At 72.2% G+C, this 18,306-nt stretch carries 18 protein-coding genes; 7 read left to right on the plus strand and 11 right to left on the minus strand.

All coding sequences use genetic code 11. The annotated features are described in order from the left end of the window. On the minus strand, positions 1-1,189 hold a 1,189-nt coding region (locus ACFHYO_RS03505; protein WP_512700645.1), incomplete at its 3' end, for a prolipoprotein diacylglyceryl transferase. Between the two features lie 224 nt (positions 1,190-1,413). On the opposite strand from ACFHYO_RS03505, the gene ACFHYO_RS03510 reads away from it, so the two are divergent. Next, complete coding sequence (locus ACFHYO_RS03510; protein WP_394318422.1) at positions 1,414-2,217, plus strand: SIMPL domain-containing protein; 804 nt, start codon at positions 1,414-1,416, stop codon at positions 2,215-2,217. A 70-nt stretch (positions 2,218-2,287) separates the two neighbouring features. On the opposite strand, the gene ACFHYO_RS03515 is transcribed toward ACFHYO_RS03510, so the two are convergent. Beyond that, on the minus strand, positions 2,288-3,592 hold the full coding sequence (locus ACFHYO_RS03515; protein ID WP_394318424.1) for an O-acetylhomoserine aminocarboxypropyltransferase/cysteine synthase family protein: 1,305 nt from the start codon (positions 3,590-3,592) through the stop codon (positions 2,288-2,290). Between the two features lie 337 nt (positions 3,593-3,929). Here ACFHYO_RS03515 and ACFHYO_RS03520 point away from each other — a divergent pair, with 337 nt between their 5' ends. The 3 genes from ACFHYO_RS03520 (at position 3,930) to ACFHYO_RS03530 (ending at position 8,128) form a co-directional block, all read left to right on the plus strand. Beyond that, complete coding sequence (locus ACFHYO_RS03520; RefSeq protein ID WP_394318426.1) at positions 3,930-4,994, plus strand: alkane 1-monooxygenase; 1,065 nt, start codon at positions 3,930-3,932, stop codon at positions 4,992-4,994. A 103-nt stretch (positions 4,995-5,097) separates the two neighbouring features. Next, a complete protein-coding gene (locus ACFHYO_RS03525) occupies positions 5,098-6,918 on the plus strand; it encodes a M3 family oligoendopeptidase (RefSeq protein ID WP_394318428.1) in 1,821 nt (606 codons plus the stop codon). 4 nt (positions 6,919-6,922) lie between these two features. Beyond that, a complete protein-coding gene (locus ACFHYO_RS03530; protein ID WP_394318430.1) occupies positions 6,923-8,128 on the plus strand; it encodes a dipeptidase in 1,206 nt (401 codons plus the stop codon). A gap of 63 nt (positions 8,129-8,191) precedes the next feature. Here ACFHYO_RS03530 and ACFHYO_RS03535 read toward each other — a convergent pair whose 3' ends face one another. The 3 genes from ACFHYO_RS03535 to ACFHYO_RS03545 form a co-directional block, all read right to left on the minus strand. Further along, positions 8,192-9,253, minus strand: coding sequence for a 5-(carboxyamino)imidazole ribonucleotide synthase (locus ACFHYO_RS03535; protein ID WP_394318432.1), 1,062 nt, complete (start codon positions 9,251-9,253; stop codon positions 8,192-8,194). Then, positions 9,246-9,731, minus strand: a complete 486-nt coding sequence (purE, locus tag ACFHYO_RS03540) for a 5-(carboxyamino)imidazole ribonucleotide mutase (RefSeq protein ID WP_036711395.1) — start codon at positions 9,729-9,731, stop codon at positions 9,246-9,248. Before purE ends, ACFHYO_RS03535 begins: the two co-directional genes overlap by 8 nt. 93 nt (positions 9,732-9,824) lie before the next feature. After that, on the minus strand, positions 9,825-10,043 hold the full coding sequence (locus tag ACFHYO_RS03545) for a YdcH family protein (protein WP_036703390.1): 219 nt from the start codon (positions 10,041-10,043) through the stop codon (positions 9,825-9,827). A gap of 184 nt (positions 10,044-10,227) precedes the next feature. Here ACFHYO_RS03545 and ACFHYO_RS03550 point away from each other — a divergent pair, with 184 nt between their 5' ends. Beyond that, positions 10,228-10,638 carry an Hsp20 family protein gene (locus ACFHYO_RS03550; protein ID WP_036703389.1) on the plus strand — a complete coding sequence of 137 codons (411 nt, stop codon included), beginning with the start codon at positions 10,228-10,230 and terminating at the stop codon, positions 10,636-10,638. A 15-nt stretch (positions 10,639-10,653) separates the two neighbouring features. After that, positions 10,654-10,881, plus strand: coding sequence for a DUF1150 family protein (locus tag ACFHYO_RS03555; protein ID WP_036703387.1), 228 nt, complete (start codon positions 10,654-10,656; stop codon positions 10,879-10,881). On the opposite strand, the gene ACFHYO_RS03560 is transcribed toward ACFHYO_RS03555, so the two are convergent. From ACFHYO_RS03560 to trxB, 4 genes are all read right to left on the minus strand, one after another. Continuing rightward, complete coding sequence (locus tag ACFHYO_RS03560; RefSeq protein WP_394318435.1) at positions 10,868-11,824, minus strand: glycosyltransferase family 8 protein; 957 nt, start codon at positions 11,822-11,824, stop codon at positions 10,868-10,870. The genes ACFHYO_RS03555 and ACFHYO_RS03560 overlap by 14 nt on opposite strands. After that, entirely contained in the window at positions 11,821-12,621 is an 801-nt protein-coding gene (locus tag ACFHYO_RS03565) for a hypothetical protein (RefSeq protein WP_394318437.1), read from the minus strand. The genes ACFHYO_RS03560 and ACFHYO_RS03565 overlap by 4 nt, the downstream gene beginning before the upstream one ends. A 137-nt stretch (positions 12,622-12,758) precedes the next feature. Continuing rightward, positions 12,759-14,477 carry a bifunctional sulfate adenylyltransferase/adenylylsulfate kinase gene (locus ACFHYO_RS03570; protein ID WP_036735178.1) on the minus strand — a complete coding sequence of 573 codons (1,719 nt, stop codon included), beginning with the start codon at positions 14,475-14,477 and terminating at the stop codon, positions 12,759-12,761. A 168-nt stretch (positions 14,478-14,645) separates the two neighbouring features. Then, on the minus strand, positions 14,646-15,680 hold the full coding sequence (gene trxB, locus ACFHYO_RS03575) for a thioredoxin-disulfide reductase (protein ID WP_394318439.1): 1,035 nt from the start codon (positions 15,678-15,680) through the stop codon (positions 14,646-14,648). A 184-nt stretch (positions 15,681-15,864) separates the two neighbouring features. Here trxB and ACFHYO_RS03580 point away from each other — a divergent pair, with 184 nt between their 5' ends. Next, the gene (locus ACFHYO_RS03580; protein WP_394318441.1) at positions 15,865-16,356 is read left to right on the plus strand and encodes an Lrp/AsnC family transcriptional regulator; all 492 of its coding nucleotides are present in this window, start codon (positions 15,865-15,867) and stop codon (positions 16,354-16,356) included. A 6-nt stretch (positions 16,357-16,362) separates the two neighbouring features. On the opposite strand, the gene pgeF is transcribed toward ACFHYO_RS03580, so the two are convergent. Together pgeF and ACFHYO_RS03590 are read right to left on the minus strand one after the other, a co-directional pair. Further along, the gene (pgeF, locus tag ACFHYO_RS03585; RefSeq protein ID WP_394318443.1) at positions 16,363-17,121 is read right to left on the minus strand and encodes a peptidoglycan editing factor PgeF; all 759 of its coding nucleotides are present in this window, start codon (positions 17,119-17,121) and stop codon (positions 16,363-16,365) included. A 95-nt stretch (positions 17,122-17,216) separates the two neighbouring features. Beyond that, on the minus strand, positions 17,217-18,299 hold the full coding sequence (locus ACFHYO_RS03590; RefSeq protein WP_394318577.1) for a class I SAM-dependent methyltransferase: 1,083 nt from the start codon (positions 18,297-18,299) through the stop codon (positions 17,217-17,219). Positions 18,300-18,306: the final 7 nt, after the last annotated feature.

Consider the following 18,306-nt stretch of genomic DNA (forward strand, 5'->3'; position numbering starts at 1 on the left):
CCGGCAGCGGCACCGGCTCGCGCGCCGGCGTCGGCGCGTCGGAGGCGTCGATGAGATCCGAGGGCGGGGCCACCACCTCGACCGGCGCCGCGACCGCCGAGGGCGGCAGGTCGGCGGGCAGGAAGTCGGTGACCCGCGACCCGGCGGCGGGCGCGGCGCCCGCCGTGGCGATCAGCGTCGGGCCCGCAACGGCGGCGGCGGTGGACGCGGGGGCAGGCTGGCCGTCGCTGTTAGGCGCGCTGTCGGCCTTGGCCGGGGCGGCGTCGGACTTGGCGGCAGAACCATCCCCGGCGCGGCTGGCCTCGGGGGCGGTGTCGGTGGGCTTCGTCGTCGCAGGCTCGTCCGCCTGCGGCTTTACCGTCGCCGAGGCGCCCTCGTCAGTCTTGGGTGCGGTCGTCTCGGGCTCTTCCGGCTTCGGCGCCACGGCCGCCGGGGCGCTGGACGCAACTTCGGCGGTGTCGTTGGCCCCCGGTTCCCCTGCGCTGGCGGACGCGCCCGCCGCAGAAACCGCAGCAGCCGCCGCGGAGTCTGCCGCCACAGTGGCCGTCGAAGGCGCCTCATCCGACGTCGCCGGCGCGGTCACCTCGGACGCGTCGGCCTCGTTCCCGCCCTCTGCCGAAGCGGCCGTCTCGCCCGCGCGCTCGGGGGCGTCGCCGGGCAGGTCGTGGTCCTGCGCCGCCTTGGCCTCGGCCGAGAAGCGGGGCGCCTCGGGGAACAGGCCCTCGGCCGGATCGGCCTCGAAGCCGTCCGCCGCGAACCCGTGCCGGCGGGCGAAATCCTCGGCCTCGCGCAGCGTCTGGCGCGCCACCGCGGCCACCCGCACGTCGCGCCCCTCGGCGGCGCCCGTCACCGGGCGCCAGTCCCAGGCGAGGTCCGCGACCGGATAGGGCGTCAGCCCGTCGAGCGCCCGGCCGAGGCCCGCCGCCACGTCATCCTCGGCCGCCACCGGCAGCGAGGTATAGAGGATCTGGTCGTCCGGGATGATCAGCGCGACCCGCGCGTCGGGGCCGTTCGCCACCAGCCGCCTCAGCCGCGCCATCTCGGACCGGAAGTCCGGCGCGTCGAACGGCGCCGAGGCGCGCTCGTGCCAGCGGACCGCGGGGGCGGCGCTGGCATCCGATCTTTCCATCAGGTGAACGGCGTCGCTGCTGAACGACAGGGCGTATTCGGGCGCGGGGCTCGTGCTCATGTGCCGGTCTTTTCTTGTTCGTGGCCGGCTCGTCGTTCGTGCGCGATCCGGTCCGTTGCTGCTCAGTTCCATGGATACCGCATCCATCCCCCCAAGCAAAGCAAAACACCGCTTCGTGACGGAGCCTGCGCGCCCTGCGCGGCGTTCGGCCGGCACCCCCCGCGGGGCGCGGCTCGGCCGTGCGCCCGCGCCGGGGTGCCGATGACGTCTCGAAAGGACATTGCATGACCCGTTCCGTCCTCTCCCCCCGCAGCCTGCGCCCGGCGCTGGGTGGCGGGCTGGCGCTGGCCCTGATGGCCGCGCCGCTCTTGGCCCAGACCGCGCCGCCCGCGCCCCCCATGCCCATGCCCCCGATCGAGGGTCACGTCATGCCGACGCACGCCCCCGCCCCGGCCACCGTCACTGTCACGGGCGAGGGTCAGGTCGGCATCGCACCCGACCTCGCCACCGTGGCGCTGGGGGTGACGACACAGGCCGAGACGGCGGCGAAGGCGCTGGCCGACAACGCCACCCGGCAGGGCGACGTGATCGCCGCGCTCAAGGCGCAGGGGATTGCGCCCGAGGATCTGCAGACCCAGGGGCTGAACCTGTCGCCGATGGCGGACTATCCGCAGCAGGGCAAGCCGCCGGTCATCACCGGCTACCAGGCGCAGAACATCGTCAGCGCCCGGGTGCGCGATCTGGCAAAGCTTGGACCGCTGCTCGACGCGATGGTGGCGGCCGGGGCGACCGACGTGCAGGGGATCGCCTTCTCGCGCGAGGATGACGCGGCCCCGCTGGACGAGGCCCGCGGCAAGGCCGTGGCCGAGGCGCAGCGGCGCGCCGAGACGATGGCCGCGGCAGCCGGAATGGCGCTCGGGCCGCTCGTCTCGCTGACCGAGGGCGGGGCGGCGAGCCCGCCGATGCCGATGGCCATGGCCTCGATGGCCCGCGACGCGGGCGGCGCAGCCACCCAGGTCGAGACGGGCCGGCTGATGCTGACCGTGCAGGTCACCGGCATCTGGACGCTGGTGCCGAAGGGCGAGTGACCCGGCGGCCGCAGGCTTGGACGTCAGGGGCGGTGGCGAGGCAACCGCCCCGCCACCGCCTGAATCGTGTTCAGCCCAGCGCCTGATCGAGGTCGGCGATGATGTCGGCGGGGTCCTCGATCCCGATCGACAGCCGCACGAGGTCGGGCCCGGCGCCGGCCGCGACCTGCTGCTCTTCGGTGAGCTGCCGGTGGGTGGTCGAGGCCGAGTGGATCGCCAGCGTCCGCGCATCGCCGAGGTTGGCGACGTGGCTGATCAGCTTGAGCCGCCCGATCATCGCCACGCAGGCCTCGTACCCGCCCTTGAGCCGGATCGTGAAGAGCGCGCCCGCCCCCTTGGGATAGAGCCGTTCGACCCGCTCGTGCCACGGGCTCGAGGGGAGGCCGGCGTAGCTGACCGCCTCGACCCGGTCGTCGGCGGCGAGCCATTCGGCGACCGTCACCGCGTTCTCGACGTGGCGCGCCATGCGCAGGCCCAGCGTCTCGATCCCCATCAGCGTGTAATGCGCAGCCTGCGGGTTCAGCGTCATGCCGAGGTCGCGCAGCCCGATGGCGATGCCGTGGAAGGTGAAGGCGGCGGCGCCGAAGGTCTCGTGGAACTTCAGCCCGTGATAGGCCGGCTCGGGCGCCGAGAGCGAGGGGAACTTGTCGCTGGCCGACCAGTCGAACTTGCCAGAGTCGATCACCGCGCCGCCGGTCACCGTGCCGTTGCCGGTCAGGTACTTGGTCAGGCTGTGGACGACCAGCGTCGCCCCCATCTCGATCGGGCGGCAGAGGAAGGGCGAGGCGAGGGTGTTGTCCACGATCAGCGGGATGCCCGCGTCATCCGCGATGGCGGCGATGGCCGGGATGTCGGTGACGTAGCCGCCGGGGTTCGAGATCGATTCGACGAAGATCGCGCGGGTGTCGTCGTCAATCGCCGCGCGTACCGCATCGGTGTCGTCGAGGTCGACGAAGCGGCAGGACCAGCCGAAGCGGCGGATGGTCTGGCTGAACTGCGTCATCGTGCCGCCGTAAAGCCGGTTCGACGCGACGAGGTTGCGCCCCGGTCCCATCAGCGGGAACAGCGCCATGATCTGCGCCGCGTGCCCCGACGAGCAGGCGACCGCCCCGGCCCCGCCCTCGAGCGCGGCGAGCCGCGCCTGCAGCGCGCTGACCGTCGGGTTGGTCAGGCGCGAGTAGATGTAGCCGACCTCCTGCAGGTTGAAGAGCGCGGCGGCGTGGTCGGCGTCCCGGAACTGGTAGGCGGTGGTCTGGTAGATCGGCACCTGCCGCGCGCCGGTGGCCGGATCGGGCGCGGCGCCGGCGTGGATGGCGATGGTGTCGAAACCCTGCGCCTTGGCGACGGTCGGGCGCGGGTCGGTCTGGTCGGTCATGGTCGTCCCCCGTTTGCGTGTTCGCCAGACCCTAGGTCGGCCGCGCAGACGAGGCAATCGGCGCCGCTGGCAAGGACGTTTCGTCCCGGCGCTGACGGGTGCGGCGGATCGTTGTCCTCGGGTGCGGGCGGGGTCCGGGCGCGGGGTCCGGCGTTCCCGCCGCGCGCCGGTCCGGCGTTCTGCCCGGCGGCGCGGCCGGCTGCCTCCGGCGGGGATATTTTGGCAAGAAAGAAGGGGATGCGCTTGGGGTGCCTTGCGTAGGGAGCGTAGGGCCGCGCCGGGGAGGCCGGGGTGGGGAGCAGTTCCCTCGGCGCGGCACGCACACTAGGATCGCGCCATGAAGACGCTCTCGCGCCCCGCCCCGGTCATCGCCTATGCCGCCGCCGCGCTGTTCCCGGCGCTGGTGCTCGCGGCGGGGGCGCTCTGGGGTGGCGCGTGGGTCTGGGTCGGGTTCCTGTGGGTGGCGGGCGTCAGCCAGTCGATCGACACGCTTGCCGCCCGCGCCCTGCCTGACCCGCCCGAGGGTGCCGCGCATCCGGGTGCGGACGCCGTCTCGCTGGGGCTCGTCGCCGCCCATCTCGTGCTGCTGGCGCTGGCGCTGCGGGCGCTGGCGGGGGCCGGGCCGCCACTCTCGGGCGTCGCACACGCCGCGCTGTTTCTCGGGACCGGGATGTTCATGGGACAGGTCTCGAACGCCAACGCCCATGAGCTGATCCACCGCGGCAGCCGGCTGCTGTTCCGGGCCGGGGCGCTGGTCTATGTCACCCTGCTCTTCGGCCACCACGTCTCGGCCCACCGCCTCGTCCACCACCGCCATGTGGCGACCGACGCCGACCCGAACTCGGCCCGCGCGGGCGAGAGCTTCTGGCGCTTCTTCCCGCGCGCCTGGGCGGGGTCGTTCCGCGCCGGGCTCGCCGCCGAAAAGGCGCTCGCAGCCCGGCAGCCGGGGCGGGTGAACCCGTATCTGTGGTGGGTCGGGGGCGGCGTTGCTTGCGTCGCGCTGGTGGCGCTGACGCTCGGGCCGCTGGCGGCGCTGATCTACCTCGGGCTCTGCCTTTACGCGCAGCTGCAGCTGATGCTGTCGGATTACGTCCAGCACTACGGGCTGCGCCGGGCGCGCCGCGCCGATGGGCGGCCCGAGCCGGTGGACGCGCGCCACAGCTGGGACGCGCCGCATCTTCTGTCCTCGCTGATGCTGGTCAACGCGCCCCAGCACTCGGACCACCATGCCCATCCCGCCCGCCCCTGGCCGGCGCTGCGGCTGGACCGGGCGGCGCAGCCGCGGCCGCTGCTGCCGTGGTCGCTGCCGGTGATGGCGGCCATCGCCCTGATCCCGCCGCTCTGGCGGCGGGTGATGGACCGGCGCGTGGCGCGGATGCAGGCGCTGCCGCCCGCGCCGTGACCCGAGGGGGCACCGGCGCCGCACCGCCCATCCCCCGCGCCACGCCTTGAACCGCGCGCCGCGAAGGGTCAGATGGAACCGCATGACGCCAAGGAGACCGCAGATGACCCGCAGCCGCCATTTCGATGCCGAACAGCCCGGCGCCGCCGCACTCGACCTCGGGCCGCTGCCGGAGTGGGATCTGTCGGACCTCTACACCGCCCCCGACGCGCCCGAGATCAAGGCCGACCTCGCCCGGCTGGAAGAGGCGACCGCCAGCTTCGCGGCCGATTACGAGGGGCGGCTGGCCGATCTGTCGCCCGCCGAGATGCTGGACTGCATCGAGCGCTATCAGACCATCGACCTGATCGCCGGGCGGCTGATGTCCTATGCGGGCCTGCGCTACTACCAGAACACCACCGATGCGGGCCGGGCCAAGGCGATGGGCGACCTGCAGGCGAAGATCACCGACATGACCACGCCGCTGGTGTTCTTCAGCCTCGAGTTCAACCGGATCCCGGATGCGACCTACGAGGCCGTCTTTGCCGCCACGGACGGGCCGGCGCGCTACAAGCCGGTGTTCGACCGGATGCGGGCGATGCGGCCGCACCAGCTCTCGGACGAGCTGGAAAAATTCCTGCACGACAACTCGGTGGTCGGCGCCGCCGCCTGGAACCGGCTCTTCGACGAGACGACCGCCGCGCTGACCTTCGACGTGGACGGCGAGACGCTGGGGCTCGAGGCCACGCTGAACCTTCTGACCGACCACGACCGGACCCGGCGTGAGGTCGGGGCGCGGGCGCTGGCGCGGGTCTTCACCGACAACGTCAAGCTGTTCGCGCGCATCCACAACACGCTCGCCAAGGAAAAGGCGATCGAGGACAAGTGGCGCAAGATGCCCACGCCCCAGCACGGGCGACACCTGTCGAACCACGTCGAGCCCGAGGTCGTGCAGGCGCTGCGCGATGCGGTGGTGGCGGCCTATCCGCGCCTCTCGCACCGCTACTACCGGCTCAAGGCGCGCTGGCTGGGGCTGGACAAGCTGCAGGTCTGGGACCGCAACGCCCCGCTGCCGCAGGAAACCCCGCGGCTGATCGGCTGGGACGAGGCGCGCACCACCGTGCTGGACGCCTATGCGGGCTTCGACCCGGAACTCGCCAAGCTGGCCGAGCCGTTTTTCGACCGCGGCTGGATCGACGCCGCCGTGAAGCCCGGCAAGGCGCCCGGCGCCTTTGCCCACCCGACCGTCACCGACGCGCATCCCTTCGTGCTCTTGAACTACCTCGGCAAGCCGCGCGACGTGATGACGCTGGCGCATGAGCTCGGCCACGGCGTCCACCAGCGGCTGGCCGCGGCGCAGGGCGAACTGCTCGCCTCGACCCCGCTGACGCTGGCCGAGACGGCGTCGGTGTTCGGCGAGATGCTGACCTTCCGGGCGCTGCTCGCCAAGACCACCGACCCCGCCCAGCGCAAGGCGCTGCTCGCTGGCAAGGTCGAGGACATGATCAACACAGTCGTCCGCCAGATCGCCTTCTACGACTTCGAGTCGCGCCTGCACGCGGCCCGGGCCGAGGGGGAACTCACCCCCGACGACATCAACGCGATCTGGATGACCGTCCAGCACGAAAGCCTCGGCGACGCCTTCGACTACATGGAGGGGTATGAGACCTTCTGGGCCTATATCCCGCATTTCATCCACTCGCCCTTCTACGTCTATGCCTATGCCTTCGGCGACGGGCTGGTGAACGCGCTCTACGCCGCCTACGAGGCCGCGCCCGAGGGCTTCCCGGCGCGCTACTTCGACCTGCTGAAGGCGGGCGGGTCGCAGCATCACTCGACGCTGCTTCAGCCCTTCGGGCTCGACGCCGCGGACCCGGCGTTCTGGGACAAGGGGCTGTCGATGATCGAGGGCTTCATCGACGAGCTCGAGGCGATGGAGGGCTGAGCGGGTGGCCCGCGACCCCTTCGGCCGCGCGAAGCCCCGCCGCCTGCGCCGCGTCCTGCTGGCTGCCGCCGCCGTGGTGGCGCTGGCGGCAGCCGCGGTGCCGGTCTTCGGGCCGCGGATCGTCGCGGACCGGCTGAACCCGGTGACGGCGGCGCAGCCGTGGCACGTTTCGGACGCGGCAGCGGCGCTGCACGCACGGCTTTCCATCGCCGACCTGCACGCCGACCCGCTGCTCTGGGACCGTGACCTCGCCAGCGAGCGGCCCGAGGGCCATGTGGACCTGCCCCGGCTCGACCGGGGCAACGTGGCGGTGCAGGTCTTCACCACCGTCACCAAGTCGCCGCGCGGCCAGAACTACGCCACCAACACCGCCGAGGCGCCCGACAACATCACGCCGCTGGTGATCGGCCAGCTTCGCCCGGTGCAGAGCTGGTTTAGCCTCAAGGAGCGCGCGCTCGACCAGGCCGCCCGCCTGCGCCGGCTGGCCGAGCGCCACCCCGAGGCGGTGCGGCTGATCCGCTCGCGCGCCGACCTCGACGGGGTGCTGGCCGACCGCGCCGCGGGCAAGCGGGTCATCGGCGCGATCCTCGGGATGGAGGGGGCGCATCCGCTCGAGGGGCAGATCGCCAACCTCGGCGTGATGGAGGCGGCCGGCTTCCGCCTCGTCGGCATCACCCATTTCTTCGACAACGAACTCGGCGGGTCGCTGCACGGCACCTCGCAGGCCGGGCTGACGCCCTTCGGGCGCGAGGTGGTCGAGGGGCTGGTGGCGCGCAACATGGTGATCGACCTCGCCCATGCCTCGCCCGCCATCGTCCGCGAGGTGCTGGCGATCCCCGGCGCCCGGCCGATCCTGTCGCACACCGGCATCCGCAGCGCCTGCGACACGCCGCGCAACCTGCCCGACGATCTCGTCCGGCAGATCGCGGCGAAGGGCGGGATTATCGGCATCGGCTTCTGGGCCGACGTGACCTGCGACGGCACGCCTGCGGGGATCGCCCGGGCGATCCGCGCCGCCATCGACCTCGTGGGCGAGGATGCGGTCGGGCTGGGGTCGGACTGGGACGGCTCGGTGGGGGTGCCGTTCGACGCCGCCGGCCTGCCGGCGCTGACCCAGGCGCTGATCGATCAGGGGCTGACCGAGGGCCAGATCGCCAAGGTCATGGGCGGCAACACCATCCGCTACCTGCGCGAGACGCTGCCGCGCTAGATCGCCTGCGGCGCGGGTGTTCGGGCCAGAAAGACACGGCGTCCTTCTGGCCCAGATAGCCGTTCAGCGGCGCAGGATGCGGTTCGCGTGCCCCATCTTGCGCCCCGGCTTCACGTCGGCCTTGCCATAGAGGTGGAGCTGCGTGTCCGGTGCCGCCAGCAGCGCGGGCACCCGGTCCATGTCGTCGCCGATCAGGTTCTCCATCACCACATCGGCGTGGCGCTGGCCGTCGCCGAGCGGCAAGCCCGCCACGGCGCGGATGTGCTGCTCGAACTGGTCCACGGCGCAGCCGGCCTGCGTCCAGTGGCCGGAGTTGTGGACCCGCGGGGCGATCTCGTTGACCACCAGACCGCGCGGGGTGACGAAGAGCTCGACCCCCATCACGCCGACATAGTCGAGCGCCGTGACGATGCGGCTGGCGATCAGCACCGCCTCGGGGATCAGGCGGCCGGGCACGCCCGCGGGCACGGTCGTGGTGCGCAGGATGCCGCCCTCGTGGACGTTGAGACCGGGGTCATAGGCCGCCACCGCCCCGTCCGCGCCGCGCGCGACGATGACGCTGATCTCGGCGGTGAAGTCCACGAACCCCTCGAGCACCGCGGGGGCGTTCACCTCGGCCCAGGCCGCGGCGGGATCGTCGCCGGATTTGAGGCGAAGCTGCCCCTTGCCGTCATAGCCGAAGCGGCGGGTCTTGAGGATGGCGCGGTCCTGACCGGCGAGCGCGGCGGCGAGATCCTCGGCGCTGTCCACGGCGGCATAGGGCGCGACGGCGAGGCCAAGGCCGGAGAGGAAATCCTTCTCCGTCAGCCGGTCCTGGCTCACCGCCAGCGCGCGGCGGTTGGGGCGGATCGGCACGAGGCTCTCGATCAGGTCGAGCGCCGCGGCAGGCACGTTCTCGAACTCATAGGTCACCACATCGACCGACGCGGCGAAGGCGCGCAGCGCCGCCTCGTCCTCGTAGGGGGCGGTGGTCAGGCGAAAGGCCACGTCGCCCGCGGGCGCGGCGCCCGGCTCGTAGATGTGGCAACGATAGCCGAGCCGGCTGGCCGCGACCGAGAGCATCCGGCCCAGCTGGCCGCCGCCGAGGATGCCGATCACGGCGCCGGGGGCGAGCGGGTCATTCATCGCGCGGCTCCTCGGGGATCGAGGCCGAGAGCGCCGCCCGCCAGGCGTCGAGCCGCTCGGCCAGCGCGGCGTCCGACAGCGCGAGGATGCCGGCGGCCATCAGCCCGGCATTGGCCGCCCCCGCCGAACCGATCGCCATGGTGGCAACCGGATAGCCCTTGGGCATCTGGACGATGGAATAAAGCGAATCGACGCCGTTCAGCGCCCGCGTCTGAACCGGCACGCCGATCACCGGCACCCGCGTCTTCGACGCCATCATGCCGGGCAGATGCGCGGCCCCGCCGGCACCCGCGATGATCACCTTGAGCCCCCGCCCCGCCGCCGCGCGGCCATAGTCCCAGAGCCGGTCGGGGGTGCGGTGGGCGCTGACGATCCGCGCCTCGTAGCCCACGCCGAGCTCGTCGAGGATCGCCGCCGCCTCGCGCATCGTCGGCCAGTCCGACTGGCTGCCCATGATGATGCCGACCGGCTTGTCCATGCCCGACCCCCAGATTTTGCGTCGGCGCGCATCATAGGGGCGCGCCGGGCGGACGCAACGCGCCCCGAACGGCCGCGCCGCGCGGACGCGGTGTCAAGCGATGATGTCGGGGGTCAGCTCGTCCTCAAGCCGCGCGATCTGGTCCTTGAGGACCAGCTTTTCCTTCTTCAGCCGCCCCAGCGTCAGGCTGCACACGACGCCGCCGGCGCTCATCCCCGAGACCTGCTCGTCCAGTTCGCGGTGCTGGCGGCGCATCACCTCGAGCCGGGTGCGGATGATCTCTTCGTGGGTCATCTCGTGGTCGGCGTTCATCGGTGCGGCCCTTGAAAAGACGGCGGAATCGGATGGCTGCGACCATACCGCCGCGGCCCCCGTCTTGATAAGCGAAACTTGCGCCCATCTTGCACCAACGCTGCGGCGCGCACATATCTCGGGGGACCGGGTCGCCGCCTGAGGGGCCCGGGCCAACGCAGTCGCTTGTGGACCGAGGACGCCGATGACGAAGATGACCCTGGGGACGCACCCCTACCTGTTGGGGTTCGACCAGCTCGAACGACTGGCCGAGCGCGCCGCCAAGGGCGCCGACGCCTACCCACCCTACAACATCGAGCAGTCGGGCGCGGACGGGTTCCGCATCACGCTTGCCGTGGCGGGGTTTGCCGAGGCGGACCTGTCGCTCACCATCGAGGACCGCCAGCTCATCATCCGCGGCCGCCAGTCCGAGGCGGCCGAGGACCGGGTGTTCCTGCACCGCGGCATCGCCGCCCGCGCCTTTCAGCGCAGCTTCGTGCTGGCCGAGGGGATCGAGGTCGAGGGTGCCGCGCTCGAGAACGGGCTCCTCCACGTCGACCTGCGCCGCATCACGCCGCAGAGCGTCGTCCGCACCATACCGATCAGCCGCACCTAGAAGGGGATCGCCAAGATGAACATGAAACACGATTTTCCGCAGATGGCCGACGGCAATGTCGTCTATGTCCGCCGGGTGGCGATGGACAGCCTGCCCGACGAGGTGCGCGAGCAGGCGCCGGGCCTCGACGCGCTCTACGCCGTGCACGGCATCGACGGAGAGCGCCTGGCGCTCGTCCGCGACCGGCACATGGCCTTCATGCTGGCCCGCCAGAACGAGCTGAACCCGGTCAGCGTCCACTGACCGGCCGGCCCGCGACCTGCGCAAGGTGGCGGGCCGCCACCCGCCGCATGGTGGCGCGGACCTGCCGCTGGGTGCGGTATTTCCCCCGCCCGGCGGCCAAGCCCATCCAAAGTTTCCGCTGGCGGTTGAATGCCGAAAGCCGACTGCCGAGCGACGCCGCGGGCAGCGGCGGCATCTGCGCGGCGATCAGGCCGGCGTGGTGGTGCCAGACGTCGCCCATCATCACCCCCCGCGCCGCCCACGGCTTGTGGCCGACGACGTAGTGGATCACCGCCGGATCGGCCGGAACGGCTGCGGCGCCCGGATAGGCGGCAGGGTCGGCATAGACGTTGTAGCGCGCGGGCAGCGGCAGGATACGCCCCGCGGCCGCGATGTTGAGCGCCGACTGATCCTCGGACATGAGCGGCCGCGCCGGGTCGGACAGCAGCGCGAGGCAACGCTCGGCGACCCCCTCGGCCCGCCACACGGGCAGGTTCATCACCAGCAGCCCGGCGTTGACATAGGCGCCGCGCGCCACCCCGGTCGAGGCCAGCTCGGCCGCGTCGGGGCTCGGGTCCGGCACCGCCGCCACCACCGCATCGCCCAGCGGCAGCGCGGCCAGCGGTGACAGGTCGTCCGTCACCACCATGTCGCAGTCCATGTAGAGCACCCGCTCGGCCTCGGGCAGCAGCTGCGGGATCAGCAGCCGCAGATAGGTGCTGCGGGTCAGGTGCCCGCGCCGCACCGGCAGGTCGGCGAAGGCCTCGGCGCCGATCTCGATCCGCGCCAGCGGCACCCCGAGCCGCGCGCCCAGCGCGTCGATGCGGGCGCGGTTTGCGGCCGAGATGCCGTTGTCGAGCACCGTCACCCGCAGGTCGGGGGTGTGGAACGCCGCCGAGGCGATGAGCACCAGCACCCCCGCCGCGTAGTTGTCGTCCGACCCGGTGACGAGATGCAGGGTCACGCGCGGCCTCCGGCTTCAGGGCCGTCGCCGTCCCACGCCGCGCGCAGCCAGTCGATGTTGCCGATCCGGCGATACCAGCGCCCGCCCCGGCCGGCGAGGACGTCGGCCATCTTGGGGCTGCCGGCGAACAGCACGATCCGCGCGCCGGGTGGTGCGTCGGGGTCGCCGCACCAGCTCGCCAGCCCCCGCCCCACGCAGTCGTTCTTGAAGCTGACACACCAGCCCGGCGGCCAGTAGGACAGCGCCCCCTGCCGGTCCAGCACGTCGCTGACGAGCTGCTGCTCATGCTCATAGCGCGCCGCCGCGGCGGCCGGATCGTCGAGATAGGCGCGCACCACCTGCGGGTGGGCGCCGACCCGGTAGCGGAACACCGAGGTGTTGCCGACCATGTGCAGGAAGCGGTCGCGGGCCGGGTTCAGCCGGCGCAGCGGCTTGGCGCGGAACAGGTCGTCGTCGCGCAGGATCACCACCTCGCCCGGCACCTCGAAGAACGGGTCGAGCGGCCCGACGATCACCAGGTCGAGGTCGAGAAAAAGTGCCGTTCCCTCCAGCCCCAGGGCGGGGTTGAAGAGCGCGAGCTTGCGCCAGCGCGTGTCCCCCGACCCCGGCGGCAGGTCGAGCGCCGGCAGCGGGCGCGCCTCGATCCCTTGGTCGAGGCCGGTCGCGTCGTCGGTGAAGCAGATGAACCGGTGCGGCCGCGCCAGGTGCCGCGCCACGCCGCGGGCGAGCGCGTTCACGTCCCGCGCGCCATAGAGCGTGCCCCATTTCATGCACAGGATCAGGACCGGCTCGGTCATCGGCGCGCCTTTTCGATCATCCGGCCGGGGGTGGACCGCAGGACCGGCCTTGTCAACCGCCGCCCCCTCGGCCGGAAACGCAAACACCCCCCGGACCGGCCGGGGGGTGCGCTGACATCTCGCGGTGGGACGGGCGATCAGGACAGGCCGATCAGCCCCATCTGCTCAAGTTTCAAGAGCACCTGCTGGGCGGCGTAATCCACGTCCACGCCCTCGGTCTGGACGCGCAGCTCGGGGTTCGCGGGCTCCTCGTAGGGGTCCGAGATCCCGGTGAACTCCTTGATCTTGCCCTCGCGGGCCAGCTTGTAGAGCCCCTTGCGGTCGCGGCGCTCGCACTCCTCGAGGCTGGTCGCGACATGGACCTCGACGAAGGCGCCGACCGCCTCGACCATCTCGCGCACCGCCCGGCGGGTCGCGGTGTAGGGCGCGATGGGCGCGCAGATGGCGATGCCGCCGTTCTTGGTGATCTCGGACGCGACATAGCCGATGCGCTTGATGTTGATGTCGCGGTGCTCCTTCGAGAACCCGAGCTCGGACGACAGGTGCTTGCGCACCACGTCGCCGTCGAGCAGCGTCACCGGACGACCGCCCATCTCCATCAGCTTGACCATCAGCGCGTTGGCGATGGTGGACTTGCCCGAGCCGGACAGCCCGGTGAAGAACACCGTGAAGCCCTGCTTGTCGCGCGCGGGCGAGGTCCGGCGCAGCTGGGCCACGACCTCGGGGAAGCTGAACCACTCGGGGATCTCGAGCCCCTCGCGGAGGCGGCGGCGCAGCTCGGTCCCCGAGATGTCGAGGATCGTGGCGCCCTCTTCCACCTCGTCGCGCGGCTCGTATTGCGCGCGCTCCTGCACGTAGACCATCTGCTTGAAGTCGACCATCTCGATGCCGATGTCGGCCTGATGCTCGCGGAACAGCTCCTGCGCGGCATAGGGGTCGTAGAAGTCCTGGCCCTGGCTGTTCTTGCCCGGCCCCGCGTGGTCGCGGCCGACGATCATGTGGGTCAGGCCGTGGTTGCGGCGGATGATGCCGTGCCACACCGCCTCACGCGGGCCGGCCATGCGCATGGCGAGGTTCAGAAGCGACAGGTGGGTGGTCGCCTGCGGGTATTTGTCCAGCACCGCCTCGTAGCAGCGGACGCGGGTGAAGTGGTCCACGTCGCCGGGCTTGGTCATGCCCACGACCGGGTGGATCAGCAGGTTGGCCTGCGCCTCGCGGGCGGCGCGGAAGGTCAGTTCCTGGTGCGCGCGGTGCAGCGGGTTGCGGGTCTGGAACGCGACGATCCGGCGCCAGCCCATCTTGCGGAAGAAGGCGCGCAGTTCGTTCGGGGTATCGCGGCGGGCGCGGAAATCATAGTGCGTCGGCGCCTGGATGCCGGTGATCGGCCCGCCCAGATAGACCGGGCCGGCGACGTTGTGCAGATAGTTGATCGCCGGGTGGGCCAGATCGTCGGTGCCGTTGCCGAAGACCTTTTCGGCCTCGCGGGTCTTGTTCGGGGTCCATTTGTCGGTGACCGACATGATGGCGAGGATCACGCCCTCCTGATCGCGCAGCGCGATGTCGGTGCCGGGCTCGATGCCGTCGGCAAAGGCCTGGCTCACGTCCAGCGTCACCGGGATCGGCCACAGGTCGCCGGTGGACAGGCGCATGTTCTCGACCACGCCGTCATAGTCGGCCTCGGTCAGGAAGCCCCGCAGCGGGTGGAAGCCGCCGTTCATCAGCAGCTCGACGTCGCAGAGCTGGCGCGGGGTCAGATCCCACGAGGGCATCGTCCCGGCGTCGGCCTTGAGCTTCTGGGCCGAGTCGGCGTTGACGTAGAGTTCCGGGATCGGCGCGAGGTTCGGCTGCTGGATCATCTGCACACTCGGGTTGAACGAAAACGACGCAAGCCCGGCTGACGCAAACAAAAAGGGGGCGTGCGTCGCCCCCTTAGCCCCGGGGGGCGCGCTTCGCAACCGAGCCGCCACGGCAAATCCGCCCCGCGCCCCCGGCATGGCTGGGCCGAAAGGCGGGGCGGCAGGCGCTCAGGCGACCTCGGTCGCCTGCGCGGGGACGGCGGTGCCCTCGGCCAGCCCCTCGGCGGCGAGCCAGTGCTCGGCGTCGAGCGCGGCCATGCAGCCCATCCCGGCGCTGGTCACGGCCTGCCGGTAGACGTCGTCGGTCAGGTCGCCCGCGGCGAACACCCCGGGGATCGAGGTGCGGGTCGAGCCCGGCTCGACCGCGACATAGCCGCCCTCTTTCAGCGTCAACTGGTCCTTGACCAGTTCGGAGGCGGGCGAGTGGCCGATCGCCACGAACACCCCGTCCGCGGCCACCGTCTGGGTCGTCCCGTCCACCGTCGAGCGCAGCACCGCGCCGGTGACGCCCAGCGGCGCCTCGGTCCCGGTCACCTCGACCAGTTCGGCGTTCCAGATCACCTCGACCTTCGGGTGCTTGAAGAGCCGGTCCTGCATGATCCGCTCGGCCCGCAGGCTGTCGCGGCGATGCACGAGGATCACCTTGCTGGCGAAGTTGGTCAGGAACAGCGCCTCCTCGACGGCGGTGTTGCCGCCGCCGACGACGATCACCTGACGGCCGCGGTAGAAGAACCCGTCGCAGGTCGCGCAGGCCGAGACGCCGAAGCCCTTGAACTTCTCTTCCGACGGCAGCCCGAGCCAGCGCGCCTGCGCCCCGGTGGCAAGGATCACCGCGTCGGCGGTCAGCGTCCGGCCGCTGTCGCAGGTCAGCCGGAAGGGCCGCTGCGACAGGTCCAGCGCGGTCACCGTGTCGGTCACGATCCGCGCCCCCATCGCGCGGGCGTGCGCCTCCATCCGCACCATCAGGTCGGGGCCCATCACCTGCGTGTCGCCGGGCCAGTTCTCGACCTCGGTGGTGATGGTGAGCTGCCCGCCGGGCTGCATCCCCTGGATCAGCACCGGGGTCAGCATCGCGCGGGCGGCATAGACCGCCGCGGTGTAGCCCGCCGGGCCCGAGCCGATGATGACGAGGCGCTGGTGCGGCTCGATCGGGGCGGCAGAGGCCGGGGCGGGTGCATCGGTCAGGGGGACGGCATCGGACATCGGCGGGGCCTTTCGGGCGTGCGGCAGGGGCAGTTGCGCCCTGACCTAAGCCCTGCACCCGCCGCGATCAACCAAGCCCGCCGCCAAGCCCGCCGCCGCGTCCGCAATGCTGCCGGCGCGAAACAATCTTGCGGATCGGGGGCGTGAAAGATAATCAAGCTGCGATTTCCCGACCGGAGGCCTCATGGCTGGCGCCCGACTAGACGACATCGACCGCCAGATCCTTGCGGAATTGCAGGCCGACGGACGGATGACGAATGTCGAACTGGCGCGCCGCGTCGGAATCTCGGCCCCGCCCTGCCTGCGCCGGGTCCGGACGCTGGAAGAGCAGGGGTACATCCGCGGCTACCACGCCGAGGTGGACGCCCGCGAGCTCGGCTTCGAGGTGCAGGTCTTCGCCATGGTGCGCCTCGTCAGCCAGTCCGAGCGCGACCTCTCGGCCTTCGAGGACCGCGCCCGCAGCTGGTCGCTGGTGCGCGAGTGCCACATGCTCAACGGCGAGATCGACTTCATCCTGAAATGCGTGGCGCCCGACCTGCCCACCTTCCAGCGCTTCCTGACGCAGGAGCTGACGGCCGCCGACAACGTGGCGAGCGTCAAGACCAGCCTCGTGATCCGCGGCGCCAAGGACGAGCCGGGGGTGCCCTTCGACGCGATGCCGCTGGCCCGCGCCTGAGCGGCGTCAGAGCCGGATCGCCGAGATCAGCCGCCCGTAATCCGCCGCCCCCTCGTGGGTCGCCCGACGGTAGCTGAAGAAGCGCTCGGGGTCGGAATAGGTGCAGTGCCCGGTCCAGTCGGCGTCGACCCCCAGATCGCGCAGCCGGGCGAGGCCGAAGCCCGGCAGGTTGAACATCGGCCGCCCGTTCGGCCCGCCCGAGAAGAACCGCCCGGACTCGGGCGCCTCGGCGAGGAAGCGGTCCATGAACTCCTCGCCCACCTCATAGGCGCGCAGGCTGATGGTCGGGCCGATGACGGCGCGGATGCGGGTGGCCCCGGCCTCGCGCATGGCCGCCACCGTCGCCTCGAGGATACCGTCGAGCGCCCCCTTCCACCCCGCATGGGCCGCGCCGATGACGCCCGCCTCGGGGTCGGCCAGCAGCACCGGCTGGCAGTCGGCGGTCAGCACCGCGATGGCGACGCCGGGGGTGGCGGTGACGATCGCGTCAGCCTCGACCCCCGCCAGCGCCGCCGGGTCGTCGCCTTCGGCCAGCCGCGCGACGCGGGTCGAATGGGTCTGGTGGACGGTGGCGAGGCGGTCCGGCGCGACCCCCATCGCCTCGGCCACGCGGGCGCGGTTCACCGCCACGATCCCCTGCTGGTCGCTCGAGCCGCGCCCGCAGTTGAGCCCGCGGAACAGCCCCGACGAGGCCCCGCCCTGCCGGGTGAAGAACCCGTGCCGGAGCGGCGCGAGGGTCGGATGGGTGATTATCTCGAGGCTCATCGGCAGGGTCCGGGTGGTTCGGGTCTCGGGTCGGCGCGGTGTGGCGGGTCGGGTGGCGGCTCTGGTGGCGGGGCGCGCCCTGAAGCGGGCGCGGGTCAGCGGCCGGCCGGCAGACCGGCGGGCGCGGGGTCGGCCGCGGCGGGAAGGGCGGTAAACCCCGGCGGCGGCGGGCTGTGGCGCGGATAGATCGCCATCGCCTTGAACAACTGTCCCATCGCGGCGGGCGCGGTCAAGCGCTCCATCGCCGCGGCGGCCCCGGCGTCGCCCGCCGCCGCCAGCCGGGCCGCCCGCTGCGCCAGCCCCAGCGACAGGAGCCACTCCCCCTGCGGCACCGGGCACGAGGCCACGGCGCCAGCCGCCAGCGCCGTCCCGGCCAGCGGGGCGAAATCGACGTGCGCCGTCAGGTCGGCCTCGCCGGGGTGGGCGAGGATGTCGTCGGGCGCGTGGCGGCGCAGCGCCTGCAGGCTGTCGCCCTGCCCGTCCCAGGTGCCGTAGTCGATCACGATCGCGGCGCCGCCGTGGCGGGCGATGCGGCCGGCGACCTCGGCCACGACCGGGATCGCCTCGGCGCAGACCTCGCGGATCTCGCCCGGCGCGCCGGGGCGGGCGGCGTCCGCGGGGGGGCCGAGCGCCAGCGCCAGCGCGCCGTCGCGCAGGCTCACCATCCGCTCGCGCCAGCCGTCGGGGTGGCGCTCGAACTGGCGGATCGGCAGGGCGTCGAAGAACTCGTTGGCGACAAGGAACAGCGGCGCCTCGGGGAGGCCCTCGGCGCGGTCACGGTGGGTGACCTCGCCCAGACGCGCGCGCTGGACGCCGCGCAGATGCGCCGAGGCCTCGACCAGCTCGACCCGCGCCGCGGCGCGGAAGCCGGGCACCCGGGCGGTGGCGCGCAGGATGTCGGCCATCAGCGTACCCCGCCCCGGCCCCAGCTCGGCCAGCGTGAAGGGCGCGGGGCTGCCCTGGTCCAGCCACGCCTGCGCGAGCGCGAGGCCCACCAGCTCACCGAACATCTGGCTGATCTCGGGCGCGGTGGTGAAGTCGCCCTGCGCGCCGAACGGGTCGCGGGTGGCGTAATACCCATGCGCCGGATGCAGCAGGCAGAGCCGCATGTAGTCGTCGAGCCGCATCGGCCCCTCGACCGCGATCCGCTGCGCGATCAGCCGCGCGAGCGGGGTCACGGGCGGG

This window comes from Paracoccus panacisoli (assembly GCF_042435015.1).
Classification (GTDB): domain Bacteria; phylum Pseudomonadota; class Alphaproteobacteria; order Rhodobacterales; family Rhodobacteraceae; genus Paracoccus; species Paracoccus panacisoli.